The organism is Agrobacterium sp. 22-209-1 (genome assembly GCF_053522485.1).
In genome coordinates, this window is sequence record NZ_JBNWCH010000003.1 from 307,925 (window position 1) to 330,614 (window position 22,690).

Consider the following 22,690-nt stretch of genomic DNA (forward strand, 5'->3'; position numbering starts at 1 on the left):
TGCGACACCACTATCCTACCAAAAGCATTCAAGCGCAAATCCTGCTTGATCTGAAGGACGATACGTCACAGCCTGAGCCGATCAGGGGGAAAGGAAATCAATGGCGGGTTCTATTCTGAAACAGGAGCGGATGCTCTTGCTGGCTATACCGGTGGCAATCCTCGCCTATCTGGCCGAACATGCAATATTCGAAGCTGGAAAGACGGCGGCGCTGATTGCCGCGATAGCGCTGATCGGGCTCATCGTCCTCGTCTCGATGCGGGTTGCCCATCACGCCGAAATCCTTGCCACCAAGGTCGGCGATCCTTACGGTACCATGATACTGACGTTGTCGGCCGTCGCGGTAGAAGTGCTGATCCTCGCCATCATCATGAGCGAGTCCGCTTCGCCCACTCTGGTGCGGGATACGATTTACTCCGCCGTGATGATCGACATCAACGGCATTCTGGGTCTTGCAGCACTTCTCGGCGGTCTTCGCCACGGCGAGCAGCCCTATAATGACGATTCCGGCAAGACCTATGGCGTAATGATCCTCACCGCCATGGGTATTTCGATGATCGTGCCGGAATTCATTCCCAAGGAAAGCTGGCATGTCTACTCCGCCTTCACCATCGTCGCGATGATCGCGCTTTATGCGCTGTTCCTCAAAATGCAGGTTGGCCCGCACAGCTATTTCTTCAGCTATGCCTATCCCCGGAAGGCACATCCGGCCGGCCAGACATCCGACGGCCACGCGGAAGAGGAGGACGAAGGCAGCGTGCCTCTTTCCATCGGTCTCATCGTCGCTGGCGTGGTGTTGATCGGCGTATTGGCGGAATTCATGTCGACCTTCCTGAGCGAAAGCCTTGAGGGCACAAGCGCGCCGCCGGCGCTGATGGCGGTGGTGGTGGCCACGATCTCGGCATCGCCGGAAATCCTCACCGCGCTCCGCTCCGCCTTGCGCAACCGCATGCAGGCCGTGGTCAATATCGCCATGGGCGCATCCCTGTCGACGGTCATCCTCACCGTGCCCGTCATGGAGGGCATCGCGCTCTATACCGGTCAGCCCTTCATCATGGCAATGACACCGGTTCAGACCGTCATGGTCTTCATCACCCTCATCGCCGCCGCCATCAATCTCAATGACGGCGAAACCAACGCGATTGAAGGAATGACACATTTCATCCTCTTCGCCACCTTCATCATGCTGCTGTTTCTGGGGCTTTGACCAAAACGAAAAAAGCCCGGCGTCGCTGCCGGGCTTCCTCATTTGAGATCATAACCGATCAACGGCAATCGGCACAGAAGCGCTGAATGCGCTTGCAGGCCTCTTCCAGCAGCGCTTCGGACGTGGCGTAGGAGATGCGGAAGTTCGGGCCGAGGCCGAAAGCCGATCCCTGCACAACGGCGACGCCTTCGGCTTCCAGAAGCTCGGACACGAAATCCGTATCGGTCTCGATGACCTTGCCCGACGGCGCGGTCTTGCCGATCAGGCCGGCGCAGGACGGATAAACGTAGAATGCGCCTTCAGGCGCCGGGCAGCTGATGCCCTTGGCCTGGTTGAGCATGGAGACGACGAGGTCACGACGGCCTTCGAAGATCTTCTTGTTTTCCGGAATGAAATCCTGCGTACCGTTCAGCGCTTCGACAGCCGCCCATTGGGCAATCGAGCTTGCGCCCGAGGTCTGCTGGCCCTGGATCATGTCCATGGCCTTGATCAGCGGCAGCGGGCCGGCGGCGTAACCGATACGCCAGCCGGTCATGGCATAGGCCTTGGAAACGCCGTTCATGGTCAGCGTGCGGTCATAGAGCGAAGGCTCGACTTCCACAGGGGTGACGAATTTGAAATCGCCATAGGTCAGATGCTCGTACATGTCGTCCGTCAGCACCCAGACATGCGGATGCTTGACCAGCACGTCCGTCAGCGCCTTCAGCTCGTCATGCGAATAGGCCGCGCCCGAGGGGTTGGAAGGCGAGTTGAACACGAACCACTTGGTCTTCGGCGTGATCGCCTTTTCCAGCGCTTCCGGCTTCAGCTTGAAATTGTCTTCCAGCGTGGCGTTAACGAAAACCGGTGTACCGCCGCAGATCGCCACCATTTCCGGATAGCTGACCCAGTAGGGCGCGGGAATGACGACTTCATCGCCCGGGTTCAGCGTGGCCATGAAGGCGTTGAAGAGAATCTGCTTGCCGCCGGTGCCGACAATCGTCTGCTCCGGCTTGTAGTCCAGGCCGTTTTCACGCTTGAACTTGTCGGCAATGGCCTTGCGCAGTTCCGGAATACCCGAAACCGGCGTGTATTTCGTTTCGCCGCGCTTGATGGCGTCGATGGCCGCTTCCTTGATGTTTTCGGGCGTATCGAAATCCGGCTCGCCGGCGCCAAGGCTGATCACATCGCGGCCCTTCGCTTTCAGCTCACGGGCTTTCTGGGTAACGGCGATGGTGGCGGATGGCTTTACGCGGGAGAGAATGTCGGCAAGGAAGGCCATTTTTAATCGGTCCTATTGGGGTTGACATCAGCAGAGGTTGGAAAACTTGTCATCTGCGGCATTTTCTATGTCGAAAGACAGGCCTTCTTTCAAGGTCAAAAGCCGGCTTATGTGCCGCAGCGGAGAATTTAAACCTTCCTTAACCCGGAAGTAACGCTTGATACGCTACATTGGCGAGCCTAGGGGTCGTGTCTCTATAGCTGGTTGAAAAATGGCGCCCAAAAGCATCTTTTCCAGTCTTGTCCGCGAGGTCGATGGCACATGGTCCACGGCCTATCGCACCTTCAACCTGAAATCGGCCCTGCAGCCGATTTTCCGCCGCACGGCAAGCGGCAGGCTCGACATCGATTCCTTCGAAGGTCTGGTGCGGCCGCACCGCAACGGCGAGCCGGTGACGCCAGGTGAATTCTTCTCGCTTGTGGCGTCTGAAGACATCGAAAATATCGATAGCATCCTGCGCACGATCCACATTCTCAACACCGGCAGGCTCAACCGGTCCCGCGCCCGCATCTTCGTCAATTTCCATCCGGGCCTGTTCCAGACGCCGGCCAAGATGCGCCAGGAAGTGGAGCGCATGCGTCTTGCCGCTCACGAGGCGGGCATGACGGCGGACCGCATCGTCTGCGAAATCTCCGAGAAAAAAGCCTCCGACACGCAGATGGTCGCTGACTTCGCCTATCACATGCACGATATCGGCTTTCGCGTTGCGCTCGATGATTATGGCGCCGGCGATTCCGACATTGACCGGGTAAAGCTCATCAAGCCGGACTATGTGAAATTCGAAGCCGGCTGGGTGCGCGATTTCATGCAGAATTCAGCGGGCGCCGCCCTTCTACGCGTCATCGTCAGCCAGTTTCGCGCCGATGGCATAGAGCCGGTCTTCGAGGGACTGGAAGCAGCATGGCAGGTCGATCTGTGCGAGGAACTCGGCGTCCTGCTGATGCAGGGCTACGTGCTGGCAAAGCCCGAACTTGCCCCCACCAGTTTCGACGCGCGTTTCCCGGAACTCGGCAGTGAATATCTCACCCCGCCCCGGGCGGAGAGGGGTCCTGCGCCACCGGCATTTTTCGGGGAAGAACGCCCGGCCGAGCCGCATCCACTGCGCCAGACCCGAACCTTCGGAAAACGTCGCCTCTGACGCCATGGGCGACCAAACGGCTTCCATATCAGGCTTAGCCACAATATTGCCGCAATAAATACCGCAGAACGCCAGAATTCCGTCTCCAAGCCGTCCATTTCGAAGCCTCTCTTATCCTTTAAGAACAGGGACAAGAGGCGATAGCCATGTTTACCAACGATCGGACTTCCGTTGAAAGGTTAAGGGCGCAGAGAACGCTGTTTTCCCTCTGGATGGCCGTTGCGGCTTTTCTCGTCATCGTCACCATGGCCGCCGGCATAGCAACCTCGGCGAACGCCGCCACGCAGGCGGTCGATACCCTGCATACGTCCGCCATCCCGCAGGTAGCCGCGACCACGCAGGCCGGGCCTCATATCCTGCTCATTGTCCTTTCGGCCGCAGCCTTCATCGGCCTTGGCGTCGGCGGCCTGATGCTCACCCGGCGCAGCCTGAAGGATGAGGCCCGCCGCTATAAATAAGCGGCCCTCCCCTCGACTTGCGGCCTCGGCATGTTGCTGCTAAAGCAGCCGGAAACAATCGTCCGGCTCGCGGATCGATATTTCAAAATTCCCCTGTTTACCACGGCCGCGACTGAATGATCTTCCGGCCCTGCTGTGCTGGTGCCAAATAATGACGCGTATTCAGGCCAATATGCTGCTTCTGCTCGCCGCAGCAATCTGGGGCGGCGGCTTTGTCGCGCAATCCTCCGCCATGGCCTCGATCGGCCCTTTCTGGTTCGTCGGCCTGCGTTTCGCCATCGCCGCCATCGCCGTGCTGCCCTTCGCGCTCATGGAAACACGATCGCTGAAATCGCCGCCGCGCCGGCGCGAAATCGGCAGTTTCATCCTCGTGGGACTTGCCCTGTTCGGCGGGGCCACTACCCAGCAGGTCGGGCTTCTGACCACGACCGTCACCAATTCCAGCTTCCTGACCGGGCTTTACGTGATCTTCGTACCCGTGATCGCGGTCGTGCTTTACCGCCGCCATCCCCACTGGATCGTCTGGCCGGGCGCGCTGATGATGTTGGGCGGCATATTCCTCCTCTCCGGCGGCGCTTTCGAGGCGCTGACCACGGGCGATATTCTCAGCATCATCTGCGCCTTCTTCTGGGCGATCCAGATCACGCTGGCCGGGCGCTTCGTCTCCGAAAGCGGAAGGCCGCTCGTGCTTTCCTGCACCCAGTTCGCCGTTTGCTCCCTTCTTAGTTGCATGATCGGTGTCGTGTTCGAACCGATCAGCATGGCCTCCATCGAAGCGTCGCTGGCGGAAATCCTCTATGTCGGCCTCGTCTCATCCGGCCTCGCCTTCGTGCTGCAGGTCATCGGCCAACGTTACACTACTGCCCCGCAGGCCGCGATATTCCTGTCATCGGAGGCGCTTTTCGGCGCTTTGCTGGCCTCGATTTTCCTGAATGAAACCATTTCCGGCGCCGGCTATGTCGGCTGTCTGATCATATTCGTCGCGATCCTGATCGTCGAACTGGTGCCGGAACTGACGCGAAAACGGCAAAAATCCATGGCCGGAGCGGCCTGACGTAAAAAGAACTCATTTTTCTCATCCCGCCCCTAAATCCGGGCGTTGCACTCAAATTTTGTCGCAAAATCCTGCGGAGAACGGCTTTTATTTCATCGATTATCACTTCTGCGGAAAAATTATGCGATTACGCGCCGTTATTCTACCGCAGGTTTTTTATCTGACAAAAAGCCCGTGAAAACTTTTGCTTGCCAATTTTCGATAAACGCATCACTCTACCGCGGTTCGGGCAATTTGCGAGCATGGGAAGGCCTATAAATTTGCGCACTGGGGACGCTATAAACCTCGGGCGGTGGGACGAAAAACGTTGGATGAGAACGCCATAACTTCCCGCTGCGAAGGTCCTTTTTCTCAATAGTCAAAAACTGCCTGCCAACGCCCACGCGGGGCAAAACTGTAATGCTGCCTGTAGCTGAACGCGGGCAGAGCGAAAAGGACCTGATGCATGGCCGAAACTGGCACCGTAAAATTCTTCAATACAGACAAAGGCTTTGGCTTCATCAAGCCAGATAATGGTGGCGCTGATATCTTTGTTCACATCTCTGCCGTACAGGCTTCCGGCCTGTCCGGACTTTCAGAAAATCAGAAAGTGAGCTTCGACACGGAACCGGATCGTCGCGGCAAGGGGCCGAAGGCAGTCAATCTGCAGATTGCTGGCTGACCCTAAAACGGCTTTCTTTTCTAGTTGAAGCCCGGCAGGAATGCCGGGTTTTTTTGTGCGGTCCCGCAGGCCTTTGAGCATTTCCAGGAAAAGTGGAATTCGGTTTTCCGTCCGGAAAGGCGCCAAAACAAAGAGTTCTAATAGGCCGGCGCTCAGAGCCCTTTGAGATAGGGGTTGGTGAGCCGTTCCTCACCCAGCCGTCCTCCCGGGCCGTGGCCGCAGATGAAACCGACATCGTCGCCCAGCGGCAGGAGCTTGTCGCGAATGGACGCCATCAATTGCTCGTGGTTTCCGCCCGGCAGGTCCGTGCGCCCCACCGATCCCGAAAACAGCACATCGCCGACATGGGCAAAGTTCTGGTCGCGGTTGTAATAGATGACGTGGCCGGGCGCGTGGCCCGGACAATGATAGACTTCGAAGACGTGGTCCCCGAAAGATACCCTGTCGCCGTCCTTGAGCCATTTGTCGGGCGCGACATTCCGAAGGCCGCTAACGCCGTATTTTTCGGCCTGCGCCTCAATCCTTTCGAGCAATGGACGGTCGTCCTCATGCGGCCCGATGACCGGTAGCGACAGCTTCTCACGCAGTTCGTCAGCACCGCCGGCATGGTCAAGATGCCCATGCGTCAGCCAGATTTCCTTCAGCGTGATGCCGTTTTCAGAAACGACCTGAAGAATGACGTCCACATCCCCACCGGGATCGACAACGACGCCCTCCTTGGTGTCCTGATCGAACAGGATGGTGCAATTCTGCTCGAATGGCGTGACCGGAACAATGCCCGCCTGCAACTTTCCCATATCCTGCGTCTCCTGTCTGAAAGCTCCCGCCTCCTATAGCCCGCGACCGGTTGCGGCACAATGGCGACAGGTGACGCCCATTTTCAGCCCACCAATTCGTTAAGAAAATCCCTATGCCATACAGGCAGATAGCACGAACACGCCCTGTCTGTAGGCATCATCTCGTCGAAAAATGTGGAACGCCCGGATGGTTGCGACGTTGTAGCACCAGTCTTGAAAGGAGTGAGACACATGGACAAGACGCTTAAAATGCTGATCGCTGGTGGCGCCTTTGCCTTGATGGCAGGCTATGCAAATGCCGCCATGGTCGCAACAACCGCCTCGGATATTTCTGTTCGTTCCGGCCCCGGTGAGGATTATCCCGAAATCGGCCTTGCCACGCGTGGCAGCAACGCCGTGCTTGATGGCTGCATGGATGGCAGCAGTTGGTGCCGCATCGAGGTGAACGGCCTGCGCGGCTGGGCTCATGCGGATTACCTGAACGTGATGTATGAAGGTTCGCCCGTCATTCTGAAGGAACGCCGCGCGGAACTGAGCGTGCCGGTCGTAACCTATGAAAAGACCTCAAGCGTTCAGGCGGAGCCTAACCCCGGTGACCCGAACCTTGGCCGTGTCGGTGAAGTCGATCCGCCGCAGTCGGTCATTACCTATATCGATGAACACCCTGCCGATACCGTCACCTATGACGGCGATATTGCCATAGGTAGCGTCCTGCCGGCCGATACCCGCCTTGTGGAGGTCCCTGACTATCAGTACAGCTATGTCCGGGTGAATGACGTGCCTGTTCTCGTAGAACCTTCGACCCGTCGTATTGTCTACGTTTACCAGTAACATCGTCATTACGACAAAAAATGAAGGAGAGCGCGGAGTTTCCGCGCTCTTTTCTATTCCAGGTAAGTGTCACTCAGGATTCCAGTTGCACCCGCACCCGCGCCATATTATCCACCGCAACAGAAAATGATCGGCGGCATTCTCCCGAGCGGACGCATTTTCGGCTATGTTTACAGAATATTGGCGCATCGACGCCTGTCAGCCTATGATCAGACAGCCGCAGGATATGAAGGAACCGCAGTGCCACCGCAATCGCTCAAAACCGCCGCCTCCAGGCAAACACCGGCACTCCCGAAGGTTGACGACGGCAAGATCGACTTCGACACGATCGAGGCGCTGTTTTTCGCCTATCGCGATTTCGTCTCCGATCCCGATGTCATTTTATCGAAACTGGAATATGGGCGGGCCCATCACCGGGTGGTCTATTTCGTCAGCCGGCAGCCGGGCATGACGGTGGCGGATTTGCTCGATACGCTGCAGATCACCAAGCAGAGCCTTGCCCGTGTGCTGAAGCAATTGATCGACGACGGTTACATTCGCCAGATGGCAGGTCCGGAAGATCGCCGTCAGCGCAGGCTTTACCCCACGCTGACGGGCCGCGAACTGGCGCTGGCGCTGAGCGAGCCGCAATCGCGCCGCATCGACCGCGCGCTGGAAGGTCTCGGGCCGGACGCCCGCGCCTGCGTGCGCAAATTCCTGGCGCAGATGCGCAGCCCGACGACGACCGTGGAGGACGAGTGACGATGGCGCAAGCACCGACAAAACGTCCACCGGCGGATGACGATGCGGCCCATCTCCTGATCGTTGACGACGACGCCCGCATTCGCGATCTCCTGCAGCGTTTTCTGGGCGACAAGGGCTATCGCATTTCCGTGGCGGCCGACGCGGCCGAAGCCCGGCGCAAAATGATGGGCATCCGTTTCGACCTGCTCATCCTCGACGTGATGATGCCCGGCGAGAACGGGCTTTCGCTCACCCGCTCGCTGAACGAGAACAAATCCGTGCCGGTCATCCTTCTGACTGCCCGTTCGGAGGCGGATTCGCGCATCGCCGGGCTTGAAGCGGGAGCGGACGATTATCTCGCCAAACCCTTCGACCCGCGCGAACTCGTCCTGCGCATCAACAATATCCTGCGGCGCAATACCTCGCCCGATACCCCCAAGATCGAACAGATCATGTTTGGCCCCTACAGCTTCTCCATCCCCAAGAAGGAATTGCGGCGCGGCCCCGAAACAATCCGCCTGACGGATCGCGAGCAGGAGATCATGCTGCTTTTTGCGCTGCGCGCCGGCGATACCATTCCCCGCCATGAGCTGGTGGAAGCGGAATCGGAAGTGGGCGAAAGAACCATCGACGTGCAGATCAACCGTCTTCGCCGCAAGATCGAGGACGACCCTGCCAATCCTGTCTATCTGCAAACGGTGCGCGGCATCGGTTACCGCCTGAGCGTGGACTGACGAGCAACCAACGAAGGGCGAACGCACGGTCATGGCGAGCCTCGATTTTCTGAGCACGGTCAAAAAAAGCGGCGTGGCCAGGGCCTGGCGTCTTTCCGGCAGGTGGTTGCGCCATTGGCTGCCCACCGGCCTTTACACACGCTCTCTGCTCATCATCATCCTGCCGATGATCTTGCTTCAGGGCGTGGTCGCTGCGGTCTTCATGGAGCGGCATTGGCAGCTGGTAACGGAACGCCTCTCCTCCGCCGTGACGCGCGATATCGCCGCGATCATTGAGCTTTTGCAAACGGACCCGGAGGAAGACGACTATCAGCGCGTCATCCGCATTGCCCGCGACAAGCTGGGGCTGAGCGTCTATATCGAACCCAAGGCGGATCTGCCTGCTCCAAGACCGGAACCGCTGTTTTCCATTCTCGACAGAATCCTGGCGGATCAACTCACCCAGCAGATCGGCAGGCCTTTCTGGATCGACACTTATGGCAACGGTTCGCTCGTGGAAATCCGCGTGCAGCTGGAAGACAAGACACTGCGCGTCTTTACCAGCCGCAGCGCGGCCTATGCCTCGAACACACATATCTTCCTTGTCTGGATGGTCGGCGCATCGCTGGTGCTGATCGCCATTTCGATCCTGTTCCTGCGTGGCCAGATCAAGCCGATCGAAGCCCTTGCCAAGGCGGCCGAAAACTTTGGCAGGGGCCAGAAGATCAGCGGTTATTCCCCACGCGGCGCGGACGAGGTGCGGCGCGCCGGCCTCGCCTTCATCCTGATGCGCGAGCGTATCGAGCGGCAGATGGAGCAGCGCACCGCCATGCTGAACGGCGTCAGCCACGATCTGCGCACCATTCTCACCCGTTTCAAGCTGCAACTGGCGCTCGCAGGCGAAAATCCCGATCTCGAGGGGCTCGACAAGGATGTCGAGGACATGCAGTCGATGCTGGAGGCCTATCTGACCTTCGCCCGTACCGATGTCGAAGAGGATGTCGGCACGCTGGAGCTTCCAGCCCTTCTTGAAAAAATCGGTCATGATTTCGAGCTGCACGGCAAGAAATTCAGCTACGAACTCTATAATATCGAGAGGATCATCGCGCGGCCCAATGCGCTGTCCCGGCTTGTCGCCAATCTGGCGGAAAATGCAAGGCGCTACGCCAGTAATCTCCACATCGATATCCGCAAGGCGCCGCGTTCCATCATCATGACATTTGACGATGACGGGCCGGGCATACCGGAGAACTCACGCGAGGATGTGTTCAAGCCGTTCTTCCGGCTGGACGAAGCGCGCAACCTCAATGCTTCGGGCACCGGCCTTGGCCTCTCCATCGTTCGCGACATCGCTCGCAGCCATGGCGGCGACGTGTCGCTGGATGAAAGCCCGATGGGCGGATTGCGGGTAATCGTCAAAATTCCGGCTTAGCGGCAAACGCACCGGTCAGCACATTTTCTCGCCGTTCGGCACCGGTCGCTCAACGGCGGCAAGCACGATATCGCCATTCGCATCGGCAAAACCGAGCGTCAGGACCTCGGACCGGAAAGGACCGATCTGGCGCGGTGGAAAATTCACCACGCCCAGAACCTGCCGGCCGACAAGGCTTTCCAGCGTATAATGCACCGTGATCTGCGCCGACGACTTCTTGACGCCGATCTCCGGCCCGAAATCGATCTTCACCTTGAAAGCAGGCTTGCGCGCTTCGGGAAAAGGCTCTGCTTCGATGATGGTGCCGACGCGGATATCGACCTTCTCGAAATCGGCATAGGAAATTTCACCGCTCATGACCTTGCCCCTTCAGCCCGCCAGCTCTTCGGCGCGGGCTTTTGCGGCAGCAACCGCCCGGTCGAAAAGGGGCTGCATGCCGTCATCGGCCATCAACACGGAGAGCGCCGCAGCCGTGGTGCCGCCCGGCGAGGTCACATTCTGGCGCAGGCGCGCCGCCTCGTCGGAGGACTGATGCAGCAGCTCGCCGGCGCCGGCCACGGTCTCACGCGCCAGACGCATGGCCACATCCGCAGGCAGACCGGCCTTGCGGCCGGCTTCGGCCATGCATTCCACTAGATAAAAGACATAGGCAGGGCCGCTACCCGAAACCGCAGTCACCGCGTCGATATCGCTTTCGGCATCCACCCATTCGACCGGGCCGCTGACTTTCAGCAGCCCGTCCACCACCGTTTTAAGCTCCGGCGTCACCAGTTCGTTGGCATAGGCACCCGTGACGCCACGGCCGACCATGGCCGGTGTGTTGGGCATGGCCCGCACGGCGGCAACCTTGCCGAAATGCGAAACGAACGTCCCGATGGTCGTGCCCGCCGCGATCGAAACAACGACAGTATCCGCGCCGAGCAGGGGTTTCAGCGAGGGCAGCACGGCTTCCATCATCTGCGGCTTCACCGCCACGAAAAGAATACCGGCTTTCACGCCCTCGGGCACGCTTTCGCTGTGGGCAGCTCCGGCTTCCGCAATCGTCGTCCGCATGGCATCGGAAGGGCGCGGATCGATGACCATGACCTGCGATCCCGGCACACCTTTTTTCAGCCAGCCTGAAAGCAGAGCGCCGCCCATATTGCCGGCGCCCACCAGGACGAGCGGCCCGGAAGCCTTATACGCCATCTTACGCTTCTCCGACGGTCTCGAACATGACCGCTTCGATTGCACTTTTTGCATCCAGCCCAGACCAGACGACGAACTGGAATGCCTGATAATATTGTTCGCAGGCCTCCAGCGCGCTGGAAAGCAGCACTTCCACCTGCTGGTTGTTCGGCTCGGCCCCCCCGGACAGAAGCAGGGACTGGCGGAAGATCACGACGTCTTCCTGCCGCCACAGATCGAAATGACCCATCAGTACCTGGCCGTTGACCTGCGACAACAGGCAAATGACTTCATTGACACGGTGGTCCGGCACCTTGATGTCGAAAGCACAGGCCAGATGCAGCGCCTCGAAATCTTCCATCCACGCAAACGAGACGTGATAGTCGGCCCAGTGACCAGCCACCGTCATGGCAATCTCGTCTTCGCCGGAACGCTCGAACGACCAGTCATTCGAGGCAGCGACAATCTCGATCATGTCGACTGGATTGGACTGACGCTCAATTTCAAATTCTATCAGACTCATGCGGCACCTTCTCAGCCGGTCAGAATGTCGTGTTTTGAACGCCGGGCACAAAACGCACATACAAACCGGGATAAACATTTGAGACGATTGCCCGACACCACCAGAATTACGCATTGACCCTGTCTGGAGCTTACCGGTCTTTTCGAATCATCATTTAAAATCAGTGTATAATGGCCGAGTCCTGCTGCCACCCCTTCCCCGCCATTTTTGCCTTTTGAACAGTGGATATCTCCTCCCCCATCACCTCAGGCGAGAGTCTTAAGCGACTCTGCCGATTGTGTTTTTTGGAAGTGTCCACAGGCCCAAAAAATTCGCGTCCGAGCACGACTTTCGGCAACCGGAGGTCAAGTCGGCCAAAGGGAGCCGAAAAACAAAAAGCCCCGGAATCGCCTGCGATCCGGGGCTTCTCAGAAAAGTGATGAAAAATCAGTCCTTGGCGGCCGAAAGCTTTGTTTCGAGGGCCTCGATGCGGGCGCGCAGCGCGTCGTTTTCATCCCGCGCCTGGATGGCCATCTCGCGGACCGCGTCGAATTCCTCACGGCGGACGACATCCAGGCTGTTCAGCCAGCGATCCGCCTGCGCGTGAAACGCCGCTTCGGCTTCCTTGCGCACACCCTGCGCGGCACCTGCCGCATCGGTCATCAGCTTGGCGAATTCATCCAGAAAACGATTGGTGCCTGTCGTGCTCATGGCGCTCATCCTTCGTCGGTTCAGGGGCATCGTGTTGCCCGCTGTTGCTAGCCTTCAGGTAGGCACTCCATCGCCACCTTGCAAGCGAAATCGAAAAATCACAAGAGCTTGCGTGACCCACGGTACCTTGAGCCGGAGCTTGAAGAATCACCTTGACCGCCGCCATCGCAATCGCCATTTTCCTTGGCGTCAGGGAGACCGGTGAGCATCATCGCCCGGCCCCTTGAGACAATGGCTCGTTCCGTTGTCCTCCCAACAACGATGACGGAATATATACGGATTGATAGCCGCTCCCACCCAACTCGCCATCATGCCCTTCCCCAATATCGATCCGGTGGCACTGTCCCTCGGCCCGCTCTCGATCCACTGGTACGGCATCGCCTATGTCGCCGGCATCATGCTCGGCTGGTTCTACGCCCGCCGCCTCGCCCGTACGGATCGGCTGTGGCCGAACGAAACGTCGCCGATCTCGGCGCAGCATCTTGACGATTTCATCCTCTGGGCAGCCGGCGGCATCGTGCTCGGCGGCCGCATCGGTTACATTCTGTTTTACGATCTCGCCGCTGTCGCTGCCAATCCCGTCAGGGCGTTCGAGATCTGGAACGGCGGCATGTCTTTCCATGGCGGCCTGATCGGCACCACCATCGCCATGATCCTTTTCGCCCGCAAGAACGGCATTCCGGTCTGGAGCATGTTCGACGTCGTTGCGGCCGTAGCCCCCATCGGTCTGCTGTTCGGCCGCATCGCCAATTTCATCAATGGCGAATTGTGGGGCCGCATTGCCGATGTGCCATGGGCGGTCGTCTTCCCGACCGGCGGCCCCTTTGCGCGGCACCCGAGCCAGCTTTATGAAGCGGGCCTCGAAGGGCTCGTGCTCGTCATCGTTCTGGCAATCGCCATCTATGCCTTCAGGGCGCTGAAGACGCCCGGCACCGTCACCGGTATTTTCGTCTGCGGTTACGCGCTGTCACGCATCTTCGTGGAATTTTTCCGCGAACCGGACGCCCAGATCGGTTATCTCGCCGGCAACTGGCTGACCATGGGCATGGTGCTCTCCACCCCGATGTTCGCCCTCGGCCTCTGGGCGGTCCTGCGGGCTCGCCGTGCGACAAAAAGCGCCTAAGCGGTATGATTGCCCATGACGACACCGCTTGCGCAACGTATCAAATCACTTATCCGGCTCAACGGTCCGCTCAGCGTTACCGACTATTTTTCGCTATGCCTCGCCGATCCTGAACACGGTTATTACAAGAGTCGCGAACCCTTCGGTCGTTCGGGTGATTTCATCACCGCGCCAGAGGTCAGCCAGCTTTTCGGCGAAATGCTCGGGGTCTTCGTGGTGCATGCCTGGCAACGGCATGGCGCTCCCGCACAAACGCAGCTGGTGGAAATCGGCCCCGGCCGCGGCACCATGATGTCGGATATGCTGCGCGTCATCCGCCGCATCGCACCGCCGCTCTATGCGACGATGCGAGTGCATCTGGTCGAAACCAGTCCCCGCCTTTCCGCCATCCAGAAGGAAACGCTGGCCGAACATTCAGGTCGGCTGACATGGCATGACAGTTTCGACAATGTGCCGGATGGCTTCCTGCTGCTTGTCGCCAACGAACTCTTTGACGCCATTCCCATCCGTCAATTCGTCAGGACACCGCAGGGTTTTCGCGAGCGCGTGGTCAACCTTGATGCCAATGACGAACTCGTCTTCTCAACGGGCCTTGCCAGCATAGACCCGTCCCTGCTGCCGCCGGAGCCCGAACGGCAGCCGCTCGGCACCATATTCGAGATTTCGCCGGCCCGCGAGGCAGTGATGACCGCGATCTGCCAGCGCCTCTCCGCCCATGGCGGCACGGCGCTCGCCATTGATTACGGCCATCTGGTTGCCGGTTATGGCGATACGCTGCAGGCCATGCGCAACCATGCCTTCGACCCGGCGCTTGCGCATCCCGGCGAAGCCGATCTGACCAGCCATGTCGATTTCGAAAGCCTCGTGAAAACAGCGGAAGCGACCGGCGTTCACGTCAACGGCGCGCTGCGACAGGGCGATTTCCTATATGGCCTCGGCCTCAAGGAACGGGCAGGCGCGCTTGCCGCCAAGGCGACGCCCGACCAGACGCTTGAAATTGCCGAAGCGGTCAATCGCCTCGCCGGCGAAGGCGCCGGCAAGATGGGGGAACTTTTCAAGGTCATCGCCGTTTCAAGTCCCGCGCTTCACCTTTTGCCGTTTCGAGCGGTGGATTGACAGCGCAATGGCCTCTGGGCCAACATCGCCGCGACACACGAAGCAGGCACACTGCATCACATCGCCGCGCAATGCCGCGGCAACAGGAAACATCTCGCTTAACCCTATTCCACTGGCCAACAGCGACATTCTCCAAGGAATTCCCACACCATGCAGAACGCAACGCTGCCGCTCCCGCTCCAGTCCCCCTTGCTCGCCGCGTCAGGCGAAAACCGTGTCCGCCACGGTTTCTTCACCCGGCAGGGCGGCGTTTCGGAAGGGCTTTATCAGGGCCTCAATGTCGGCCTCGGCTCCCATGACGAACCCGAAAAAGTGCAGGAAAACCGCCGGCGCGTAACGCAATGGTTCGGCCTGCCGCCGGGGCGCCTCGCCACCGTGCATCAGGTCCACTCCCCCGACGTCGTCGTTGTCGATGACAATTACGACGGCAACCGTCCGCAGGCCGACGCGATGGTCACGGCAACCCCCGGTTTCGTGCTGGGCGTGCTGAGCGCCGATTGCGGACCGATCCTGTTTGCGGATGCGGAAGCAGGCGTCGTGGGTGCGGCCCATGCCGGCTGGAAGGGCGCGCTCTTCGGCGTGCTCGAAAACACCATTGAGGCCATGACGAAGCTCGGCGCCAGCCGGGAGCGCATCGCCGCCTCGCTTGGCCCGTCTATCAGCCAGGATAATTATGAAGTCGGACCGGAATATGTGGCGCGCTTCACCGATATCGATCCGGCCTACGCGGATTATTTCGCCGGGACGGAAAGGCAAGGCCACGCCTTGTTCGACCTCAAGCAATTCACCGTCGACCGGCTGACGAAAGCCGGCGTGAAGGCGGAAAACCTCGGCCTCTGCACCTATCCCGACGAACATCGTTTCTATTCCTACCGCCGCACCACCCACCGCGCCGAACCCGATTACGGCCGGCAGATTTCCGCAATCGCAATTCTGGAGGACTGACATGGCCCTGCATTTCGAGCTTTCGGAATTCGATGCCCGCCGCGAGCGGCTGCTCGCAAAAATGGCCGAGGAGAAGCTGGACGCCCTTCTGCTTTTTGCACAGGAAAGCATGTATTGGCTGACCGGCTATGACACGTTCGGCTACTGCTTCTTCCAGACGCTGGTGGTGAAATCGGACGGCTCCATGACGCTGCTGACCCGCTCGGCGGATCTGCGGCAGGCGCGCAATACCTCCATCATCGAGAATATCCAGATCTGGGCCGACCGGCCCAATGCCGACCCGACGCTCGACCTCAAGAACCTGCTGAGCGATCTTGACCTTTTGGGTGCAAAGATCGGCGTCGAATATGACACACACGGCATGACCGGCCGCGTCGCCCGCCTGCTGGACAACCAGCTCGCCAGCTTTTGCCAGATGAGCGACGCTTCCTATTTGGTCAGCACCCTGCGGCTGGTCAAAAGCCCCGCCGAGATCGCCCATGCGCGCAAGGCGGGCCAACTGGCCGATGCCGCGCTCGACGCGGCGCTTCCGCTCATCAGGCCCGGCGCGGACGAGGCCGCGATCCTGGCAGCGATGCAGGGAGCGGTTCTGGCCGGTGGCGGCGATTACCCCGCCAATGAATTCATCGTCGGTTCCGGCGCGGATGCGCTGCTGTGCCGCTACAAGGCCGGCCGCCGCAGGCTCGACGCCAAAGACCAGCTGACGCTGGAATGGGCCGGCGTCAGCGCCCATTACCATGCCGCCATGATGCGCACGGTGGTGATCGGCGAACAGGATTTCCGCCAGAAGGAGCTTTACAGCGCCTGCCTGCAAAACCTCACCGCCATCGAAGAGGTGCTGCGACCGGGCAAGACCTTCGGCGATGTCTTCGACGTTCATGCCCGCGTGATGGATGAACGTGGATTGACGCGCCATCGGCTAAACTCCTGCGGTTATTCGCTGGGCGCGCGCTTCTCGCCATCCTGGATGGAGCATCAGATGTTCCATACCGGCAATCCGCAGGAGATCACCGCCGACATGACGCTCTTCGTGCATATGATCGTGATGGATTCCGATTCCGGTACGGCCATGACGCTCGGCCAGACCTATCTCACCACCGACGGCGCGCCGGAGCCGCTCTCGCGCCACAACCTCGATCTTCTCACAGCTTAAATCGCCGCCGGGTTTGACAGAGCGGGAAGACCGCCCTTACATTGCGCCACCTTGGGCAAGAAGGAGCGGAACATGAGAGGGAAAATCGCATGAGCCGGATGGGGTTTACCCCCCTTTTTCCAGCCATCATTGTTCCAGCGATGATGCTGGCCCTGTCAGGCTGCAACACGACGGAAGCGCTGACACCACAGGTGGATGTCGGCCATAACACCTCGCAATCGACACCCGTAACGCAGGGCGACCTCGACCAGATGGCCGCCGCCGCCGACCGCGCCCCCGCTGGCGCTCCGGCAACCGCGACATCCGTTCCTGCCTACGCACCGCAGAACTCGTTGCAGGCGCAGGCGCAAGCCCTGTCCAATGGCAGCCAATATGGCGAACCGCTTCGCCAGAGCCAGACCGCCGCCGCTCAACCCGCACCCGCACAGCAGACGGCGTCACTTGCGCCTGCGGCCTCCGGTAATTCCATCCGCTTCCTGCCGATCATCGGTGCACCGGTTCAGGCGGTCACGCCGCTGTCGCGCCAGCTCGGGGCCGAAGCGCGGGCGAAGGGGCTGACCATCCGGGCCTCCAACGACAATTCGGCTGAAAATATCCTGAAGGGATATTTCTCCGCCTTTGCCGATGGCGGCAAGGTCAACATCGTTTACGTCTGGGACATTCTGGACGCCAATGGTGTGCGGCTGCACCGCCTGCAGGGACAGGAAAGCGTCGTAGCAAAAGGCAGCGATCCATGGGCCGCCGTGACCGACAGGGTCATGCAGGATATCGCTGCAAAAACGCTGGGTGAGTATACGTCATGGAAGCAGTCTCAACGCGGATGAGGTGAAACGGCGGGAGAAGTCACAGAGATTTCACGAAAATCATTGCGAAAGCGCGGAGTCCTCTTGCAATCGGAAGCAACAGCGCTATTAAGGCGCGCATGGCAACAAGGCGTATCCGGCAAAGGCTTTTCAGCCGGATGTTCCTCCCCTTGAACGACGCTTGGTTACGGTGGATTGAGCCCCGTAATGCAAGGCGATGGCATGGAAACAGGCGGCCGCAATGAAGGTTTTCGCAGGCAATTCGAACCGGCACCTTGCCGAAGCGATCTGCAAGTATCTGAACGTTCCTCTCGGAAATGCCACTGTAAAGCGGTTTGCTGACCAGGAAATATTCGTAGAAATCAGCGAGAACGTGCGCGGCGAGGACGTTTTCATCGTCCAGTCCACCTCCTTCCCGGCAAATGATCATCTGATGGAACTGCTCATCATGATCGATGCCATGCGCCGCTCCTCGGCAAAACGTATCACCGCGGTGCTGCCCTATTTCGGTTATGCCCGCCAGGATCGCAAGGCAGGCCCCCGCACCCCGATTTCCGCCAAGCTCGTCGCCAATCTGATCACCGAAGCCGGCGCCGACCGAGTTCTCACCCTCGATCTCCATGCCGGCCAGATCCAGGGCTTTTTCGATATCCCCACCGACAATCTCTTCGCAGCGCCCATTCTCGCCCGCGACGTGAAGGACCATTACGACACCAACAATGTCATGGTGGTTTCACCTGACGTCGGCGGCGTGGTGCGCGCGCGTGCCCTTTCGAAGCGTCTCGACTGTCTTCTGGCCATCGTCGACAAGCGCCGTGACCGTCCCGGCGAATCCGAGGTCATGAACGTCATCGGCGACGTCTCCGGCAAGGATTGTATCCTCATCGACGACATCATCGATTCCGGCGGCACGCTCTGCAATGCCGCAGAAGCCCTGTTGAAAAAGGGCGCGACCAGCGTTACCGCCTATATCACCCACGGTGTACTTTCCGGCGGCGCGGTTGCCCGCGTTGCCTCCTCGAAGCTGCGCGAACTCGTCATCACCGACAGCATCCAGCCGACCACCGGTGTCCAGTCCGCGCACAATATCCGCGTGGTCAGCACTGCCGGCCTGCTCGGCGAGGCGATCAACCGCACCGCGCAGGAACAGTCGGTATCCGGCCTGTTCGACTGAGAAGCTGCGGCAAACCTCGGCAATCATTCTGCGGCCTGGCGAATTGCCGCCCGGTTCAGATTGTCGGGCAGGCTGCGGTCCATCTCGAAATCGCTGGTTGCCTCGACGTCATCCTCGGCCCTGTGCCGAGGATCTAATCGCGGTGAATAAAATCAATAGGCCGCGGATCCCCGGGACAAGTACGAGGGTGGCGCAGGAGTATCTGGCGCGCTCGCCATTCACCTCATTGAAGCGAACTTTGAAGTTCCTCTTAAGACGATGCCGCACCCGCGTCCGGCGGCCGCTGCAGACGTGAGGCTGCAGCCTTGATTTTCGGCCACCAGCGCCGAAGCCGCGTGAGGACAGCATGGCGACCATTGCGCCAGATGCTGACCGTATCGGCTCTGACCGCATTGACGGTGAACAGGTGACGGTGACGGTTTACCGCCAGCAGCCGATAGAGGAACAGGGTCGTCAAGGCGGAAAACAGGATCGACATCACCACATCGCTGAGGAAATGTCCGCCGGCCGCAATGCGCAAGCCGGACATAAGGACGATCATGCCGGCGGCGATGCTTCCCATCGCCAAGCGTCCGCGCCGTTGCAGCCGGGGCCAGACGAGCACGCAGAGCGGCAGGAAGAAACTGGCGATCAGCGCGGTTTCGCCGGAAGAAAACGAGCAGTTCGAATAACATTGCGCACTGTACTGGAAAGGCGGCGTGAAAAGCTGCTGACCGCCGAATTCGGTGACGCTGAATGGGCGGGCGCGACCGATAGTCGCCTTCAGCACACCATTGACGAGAAGCCCGGCACAAAGGATCACCGGCCCGCAAAGGAAGGCCCACACTCGCCAGCCGGTTCTTTGCAGCGTACCCAGCCGAAGATTGCCGACAAGGATCATGAAAGCCAGAAGAGTGGCAAGCTCCGTACCTTCGCGCAGCGTATCCCGCAACCATTCGGGAAACGGTTCACGGCCGGACCATGGCTGCTCGACGGGCGAGAAAAACAGGGCGGAGAAGCTGAGATCGATGGAGGGAAAGGTCGCGAACAGGATGACGAGCGCCAATGTCGCGAATGTCACCCAGATCGTGATCCGCATATGCGAAAGATCATTGTCCATTGCTGCCCTCCGGCATGCATCGCGGCAGCAGGCGCCAGAGGCCGATTTCCCTGCCCTCGAAGAAGCCCGGCCCGGCGGTCCAGCGGGCGACCGGCGCCTCACCGGCAAGGCACGCCGGCAGGCCATCCGCACTTGCCAGGAACAAGGGATATTTCGCCTCGCCGGGTTTCAGCGGGTAAAGAAGGGCATAATGGCTGGAAGGCACGCCGGTTTCGGGCAGTGCGCGCGTCTTCACCTGTTTTTCGTCCCGTAATTGATAAAAGAGTTCGGCGAGTATCGAACGGTCCGTAGCGACAATGGCGTCCGCCCCCGCCTCGCGCGCCCGTAACAGACCGGTCGACACCAGGTCGGCGCGCCCCAGATACCGCTTCATCGCCAGTTCACCACTCGGCAGGCGCAATTGCGTTCCGGCAATGGTCATCAGCGGCAGCGCCACGGCCACGATGCCGCCGAGCACGAGAGTGGACACGATGAGCCAGCGCCGCGACGCCAGGACCGGCACCGCCAGAAGCACGCCGGCCGCATAGGCCCCGACCGCCCAGTTGGCGAGCGCCCGCGACATCAAACCCTGCGCGGTGATCAGCAGAACAATCGGCACCGAAAGAGCGACCAGCGCCCGGGTTTCGGCATTCTTCGCACGAATTGTTGCGACGATCATGCCGACAAAAACGAATGGGCCGACCACGCCCGCCTGGGAGAAGAAGAATTCCAGCGCGGAACCGATCTTCAGCCGGACGCCATGCCAGTTCGCATTGTCCGCCGTATGGCGTGCGGTCATGAAATCATGCGCCGCGTTCCACCACAGATTGGGCGCGATGACGACAACGCAGACGAGCGCGGCAAATGCCGCGTCACGCAGCCGGATGCGCCACGCCTCGCAGAGCCAGCCGGCGGCGATGAAGCAGGGCAGAAAATAGATCATCGCATATTTCGACATCAGCCCGAGGCCGAAGCACAGCCCGAGGACGATGCTCCAGCCCGACGACGCCCTGCCCTCGTAGCGGGCGAGCGCAAGCTTGCGCATGGAGATCATCGACAGCACGATGAACAGCATCATCGGTGTATCGGTGGAGATCAGCAGGCTGCCGAGCGTTACCGCCGGCAAGGTCAGATAGATAAGGGCGGCCAGGGATGCCAGCCTGACATCATAGATCATGCGGCCGAGGGCAAGGATGGCCGCCGCCGCCACGCCATGCACCACGGGTGCGGCCAGCCGCACCTGAAAAGTGCCCTCGCCGCCGCCCAGAACGGTTGCCGCGCGGATAAGCCAGCCGATCAAGGGCGGCTTGGAATAGGCGCCGAACGCCATCTCCCTGCCCCATAGCCAATATTGCGCCTCATCGACGAAAAGGTCGGTCCGGTTGAAGGCCAGCGCAAGGACGCGCAGCGCCGTCACGAGGACGATCGCCGCGAATGCAAATGTCAGCCACCGACGCTCATCGCCTGCCTGCGCATAAGGCAGGGTTGTCGCCTCATGCATGCTGGCGGCGTTCTGCATGAATCAACCAGAGATTTCGGGCATAGATAAAAAGGCCGGACGCCTGGCCCAGAATGAAGACCGGATCGCGCCGCCAGATGGCGTAGGAAAGCAGCACCAGACCGCCGAGAACGGAAAAATACCAGAACGCCACCGGAATGACCGAGCGGTTTGCCCGTTCCGAAGAAATCCATTGAACCAGAAAGCGCATGGTGAACAGCATCTGGCCCATGAAGCCGGTGCAGACCCACAGAAATTCCTTCCAGCTGTTCACATGCAGCATGGACCATAAAGCCGGTGCGTTCACGGCGATGTCTCCGTTTTGAAAGTTTCAGCCCAGCTTGACCGCTTTCGCCGGCGCAGCAGCCAGGCGACGCCGATCAGATCGTGGATGCCGACAAGCGCGCGGCCGATATTGGTGTAATGGGAATTCCCGTGCAGCCGTGCCCGGTGCGTGACGTCGACATGGGCGACCTGCCAGCCATCGCGATTGAACAGCGCCGGGAAATAGCGATGGTGATGATCGAAATAGGGCAAGGCGAGATAGGCGTCGCGGCGGAAGGCCTTTAGCCCGCAGCCGGTGTCACGCGTGCCGTCCTTCAATATCCGCGCCCGAAGCCCGTTGGCAAAGCGGGAGGAAAGGCGTTTTCCGAGCGTATCGCGCCGGCCGACGCGCTGGCCGGCCACGAGACCGAGCCGGCTGGAGGCGCCTGCGGAGAGAAGCGGCGCAAGAAGTGCCGGCAGATTGTCCGGCGGGTTCTGCCCGTCTCCATCCAGCATGCAAATGACCGGCGCACGCGCCGCCTGCACGCCGCTGTGGATCGCCGCAGACTGGCCGCCCTGGCGATCGTGCCGGACGAGCCGCAGCATCGGATAACGGTCCCCGAGCGCAAGCACCGCGTCGACCGTGCCGTCGGAAGACGCATCGTCCACAACCACGATCTCGAAGGCGCCGACCGGCTGACAGGCGACGAAAATCTCCGCCACGAGCGTTTCCACACTCGCTTGCTCATTGTGCATGGGCACGACAACGGCGAAATCCGGCCTCGGTTTCACGCTGGCTCCGTCATATCCGTCTGCATTCAGTCCGCAGACATCATCGATAGTGGCGAGAGAAGGAGCGCGAAAAGCTTGCATGAACATGA

25 protein-coding genes are annotated in these 22,690 nt (G+C 60.0%); 15 read left to right on the top strand and 10 right to left on the bottom strand.

The window, feature by feature from the left end; genetic code table 11:
• The first annotated feature begins 100 nt into the window (after window positions 1-100).
• Entirely contained in the window at window positions 101-1,207 is a 1,107-nt protein-coding gene (locus tag ACQZ48_RS09340) for a calcium:proton antiporter (RefSeq protein ID WP_448728754.1), read from the top strand.
• Window positions 1,208-1,265: 58 nt separating this feature from the next.
• On the opposite strand, the gene ACQZ48_RS09345 is transcribed toward ACQZ48_RS09340, so the two are convergent.
• Window positions 1,266-2,468 carry a pyridoxal phosphate-dependent aminotransferase gene (locus ACQZ48_RS09345; RefSeq protein ID WP_077983070.1) on the bottom strand — a complete coding sequence of 401 codons (1,203 nt, stop codon included), beginning with the start codon at window positions 2,466-2,468 and terminating at the stop codon, window positions 1,266-1,268.
• A gap of 211 nt (window positions 2,469-2,679) precedes the next feature.
• Between ACQZ48_RS09345 and ACQZ48_RS09350 the strand changes: the two genes are divergently transcribed.
• From ACQZ48_RS09350 to ACQZ48_RS09365, 4 genes are all read left to right on the top strand, one after another.
• Window positions 2,680-3,606: an EAL domain-containing protein gene (locus ACQZ48_RS09350; protein ID WP_077983069.1), complete on the top strand. Its 927-nt coding sequence runs from the start codon at window positions 2,680-2,682 to the stop codon at window positions 3,604-3,606.
• A 146-nt stretch (window positions 3,607-3,752) separates the two neighbouring features.
• Window positions 3,753-4,064, top strand: a complete 312-nt coding sequence (locus ACQZ48_RS09355; protein ID WP_077983068.1) for a hypothetical protein — start codon at window positions 3,753-3,755, stop codon at window positions 4,062-4,064.
• A 151-nt stretch (window positions 4,065-4,215) separates the two neighbouring features.
• Complete coding sequence (locus ACQZ48_RS09360; protein ID WP_077983067.1) at window positions 4,216-5,118, top strand: DMT family transporter; 903 nt, start codon at window positions 4,216-4,218, stop codon at window positions 5,116-5,118.
• A 445-nt stretch (window positions 5,119-5,563) separates the two neighbouring features.
• A complete protein-coding gene (locus ACQZ48_RS09365) occupies window positions 5,564-5,779 on the top strand; it encodes a cold-shock protein (protein WP_003494703.1) in 216 nt (71 codons plus the stop codon).
• A 152-nt stretch (window positions 5,780-5,931) separates the two neighbouring features.
• On the opposite strand, the gene ACQZ48_RS09370 is transcribed toward ACQZ48_RS09365, so the two are convergent.
• Complete coding sequence (locus tag ACQZ48_RS09370; RefSeq protein ID WP_077983066.1) at window positions 5,932-6,576, bottom strand: MBL fold metallo-hydrolase; 645 nt, start codon at window positions 6,574-6,576, stop codon at window positions 5,932-5,934.
• A gap of 231 nt (window positions 6,577-6,807) precedes the next feature.
• On the opposite strand from ACQZ48_RS09370, the gene ACQZ48_RS09375 reads away from it, so the two are divergent.
• The 4 genes from ACQZ48_RS09375 to ACQZ48_RS09390 all read left to right on the top strand — a co-directional run bounded on the left by ACQZ48_RS09375 (window position 6,808) and on the right by ACQZ48_RS09390 (window position 10,275).
• Entirely contained in the window at window positions 6,808-7,407 is a 600-nt protein-coding gene (locus tag ACQZ48_RS09375; RefSeq protein ID WP_191217512.1) for a DUF1236 domain-containing protein, read from the top strand.
• 240 nt (window positions 7,408-7,647) lie between these two features.
• The gene (locus ACQZ48_RS09380; RefSeq protein ID WP_077983063.1) at window positions 7,648-8,148 is read left to right on the top strand and encodes a MarR family winged helix-turn-helix transcriptional regulator; all 501 of its coding nucleotides are present in this window, start codon (window positions 7,648-7,650) and stop codon (window positions 8,146-8,148) included.
• A 2-nt stretch (window positions 8,149-8,150) separates the two neighbouring features.
• Window positions 8,151-8,864: a response regulator gene (locus ACQZ48_RS09385; RefSeq protein WP_077983101.1), complete on the top strand. Its 714-nt coding sequence runs from the start codon at window positions 8,151-8,153 to the stop codon at window positions 8,862-8,864.
• Between the two features lie 31 nt (window positions 8,865-8,895).
• Window positions 8,896-10,275 (top strand): ATP-binding protein, encoded by a 1,380-nt coding sequence (locus ACQZ48_RS09390; protein WP_077983062.1) that lies wholly within the window; start codon window positions 8,896-8,898, stop codon window positions 10,273-10,275.
• 15 nt (window positions 10,276-10,290) lie between these two features.
• On the opposite strand, the gene ACQZ48_RS09395 is transcribed toward ACQZ48_RS09390, so the two are convergent.
• The 4 genes from ACQZ48_RS09395 to ACQZ48_RS09410 all read right to left on the bottom strand — a co-directional run bounded on the left by ACQZ48_RS09395 (window position 10,291) and on the right by ACQZ48_RS09410 (window position 12,655).
• The gene (locus ACQZ48_RS09395) at window positions 10,291-10,632 is read right to left on the bottom strand and encodes a tRNA-binding protein (protein WP_003522868.1); all 342 of its coding nucleotides are present in this window, start codon (window positions 10,630-10,632) and stop codon (window positions 10,291-10,293) included.
• A 12-nt stretch (window positions 10,633-10,644) separates the two neighbouring features.
• The gene (gene proC / locus ACQZ48_RS09400) at window positions 10,645-11,463 is read right to left on the bottom strand and encodes a pyrroline-5-carboxylate reductase (RefSeq protein ID WP_269826260.1); all 819 of its coding nucleotides are present in this window, start codon (window positions 11,461-11,463) and stop codon (window positions 10,645-10,647) included.
• A 1-nt stretch (window position 11,464) separates the two neighbouring features.
• Window positions 11,465-11,965: a type III secretion system chaperone family protein gene (locus ACQZ48_RS09405; RefSeq protein ID WP_004442934.1), complete on the bottom strand. Its 501-nt coding sequence runs from the start codon at window positions 11,963-11,965 to the stop codon at window positions 11,465-11,467.
• Window positions 11,966-12,391: 426 nt separating this feature from the next.
• On the bottom strand, window positions 12,392-12,655 hold the full coding sequence (locus ACQZ48_RS09410; RefSeq protein ID WP_077983100.1) for an accessory factor UbiK family protein: 264 nt from the start codon (window positions 12,653-12,655) through the stop codon (window positions 12,392-12,394).
• A 310-nt stretch (window positions 12,656-12,965) separates the two neighbouring features.
• Between ACQZ48_RS09410 and lgt the strand changes: the two genes are divergently transcribed.
• From lgt to ACQZ48_RS09440, 6 genes are all read left to right on the top strand, one after another.
• The gene (gene lgt, locus ACQZ48_RS09415) at window positions 12,966-13,778 is read left to right on the top strand and encodes a prolipoprotein diacylglyceryl transferase (protein ID WP_162520317.1); all 813 of its coding nucleotides are present in this window, start codon (window positions 12,966-12,968) and stop codon (window positions 13,776-13,778) included.
• Between the two features lie 15 nt (window positions 13,779-13,793).
• Complete coding sequence (locus ACQZ48_RS09420; protein ID WP_448728755.1) at window positions 13,794-14,894, top strand: class I SAM-dependent methyltransferase; 1,101 nt, start codon at window positions 13,794-13,796, stop codon at window positions 14,892-14,894.
• Window positions 14,895-15,044: 150 nt separating this feature from the next.
• Window positions 15,045-15,839, top strand: a complete 795-nt coding sequence (gene pgeF / locus ACQZ48_RS09425) for a peptidoglycan editing factor PgeF (RefSeq protein WP_080790157.1) — start codon at window positions 15,045-15,047, stop codon at window positions 15,837-15,839.
• Window position 15,840: 1 nt separating this feature from the next.
• Window positions 15,841-16,992: a M24 family metallopeptidase gene (locus tag ACQZ48_RS09430; protein WP_080790155.1), complete on the top strand. Its 1,152-nt coding sequence runs from the start codon at window positions 15,841-15,843 to the stop codon at window positions 16,990-16,992.
• Between the two features lie 89 nt (window positions 16,993-17,081).
• Window positions 17,082-17,816, top strand: a complete 735-nt coding sequence (locus ACQZ48_RS09435) for a hypothetical protein (protein WP_448728756.1) — start codon at window positions 17,082-17,084, stop codon at window positions 17,814-17,816.
• Window positions 17,817-18,036: 220 nt separating this feature from the next.
• On the top strand, window positions 18,037-18,969 hold the full coding sequence (locus ACQZ48_RS09440; protein WP_010972147.1) for a ribose-phosphate pyrophosphokinase: 933 nt from the start codon (window positions 18,037-18,039) through the stop codon (window positions 18,967-18,969).
• Between the two features lie 250 nt (window positions 18,970-19,219).
• On the opposite strand, the gene ACQZ48_RS09445 is transcribed toward ACQZ48_RS09440, so the two are convergent.
• From ACQZ48_RS09445 to ACQZ48_RS09460, 4 genes are read right to left on the bottom strand one after another with little or no spacing between them, the layout of a single operon-like run.
• On the bottom strand, window positions 19,220-20,068 hold the full coding sequence (locus ACQZ48_RS09445; RefSeq protein ID WP_137410753.1) for a phosphatase PAP2 family protein: 849 nt from the start codon (window positions 20,066-20,068) through the stop codon (window positions 19,220-19,222).
• Window positions 20,058-21,566, bottom strand: coding sequence for an ArnT family glycosyltransferase (locus ACQZ48_RS09450; RefSeq protein WP_448728757.1), 1,509 nt, complete (start codon window positions 21,564-21,566; stop codon window positions 20,058-20,060). The genes ACQZ48_RS09445 and ACQZ48_RS09450 overlap by 11 nt, the downstream gene beginning before the upstream one ends.
• Complete coding sequence (locus tag ACQZ48_RS09455; protein WP_031233742.1) at window positions 21,541-21,828, bottom strand: lipid-A-disaccharide synthase N-terminal domain-containing protein; 288 nt, start codon at window positions 21,826-21,828, stop codon at window positions 21,541-21,543. The genes ACQZ48_RS09450 and ACQZ48_RS09455 overlap by 26 nt, the downstream gene beginning before the upstream one ends.
• Window positions 21,829-21,848: 20 nt before the next feature.
• Complete coding sequence (locus ACQZ48_RS09460) at window positions 21,849-22,688, bottom strand: glycosyltransferase family 2 protein (RefSeq protein WP_077983054.1); 840 nt, start codon at window positions 22,686-22,688, stop codon at window positions 21,849-21,851.
• Window positions 22,689-22,690 lie beyond the last annotated feature (2 nt).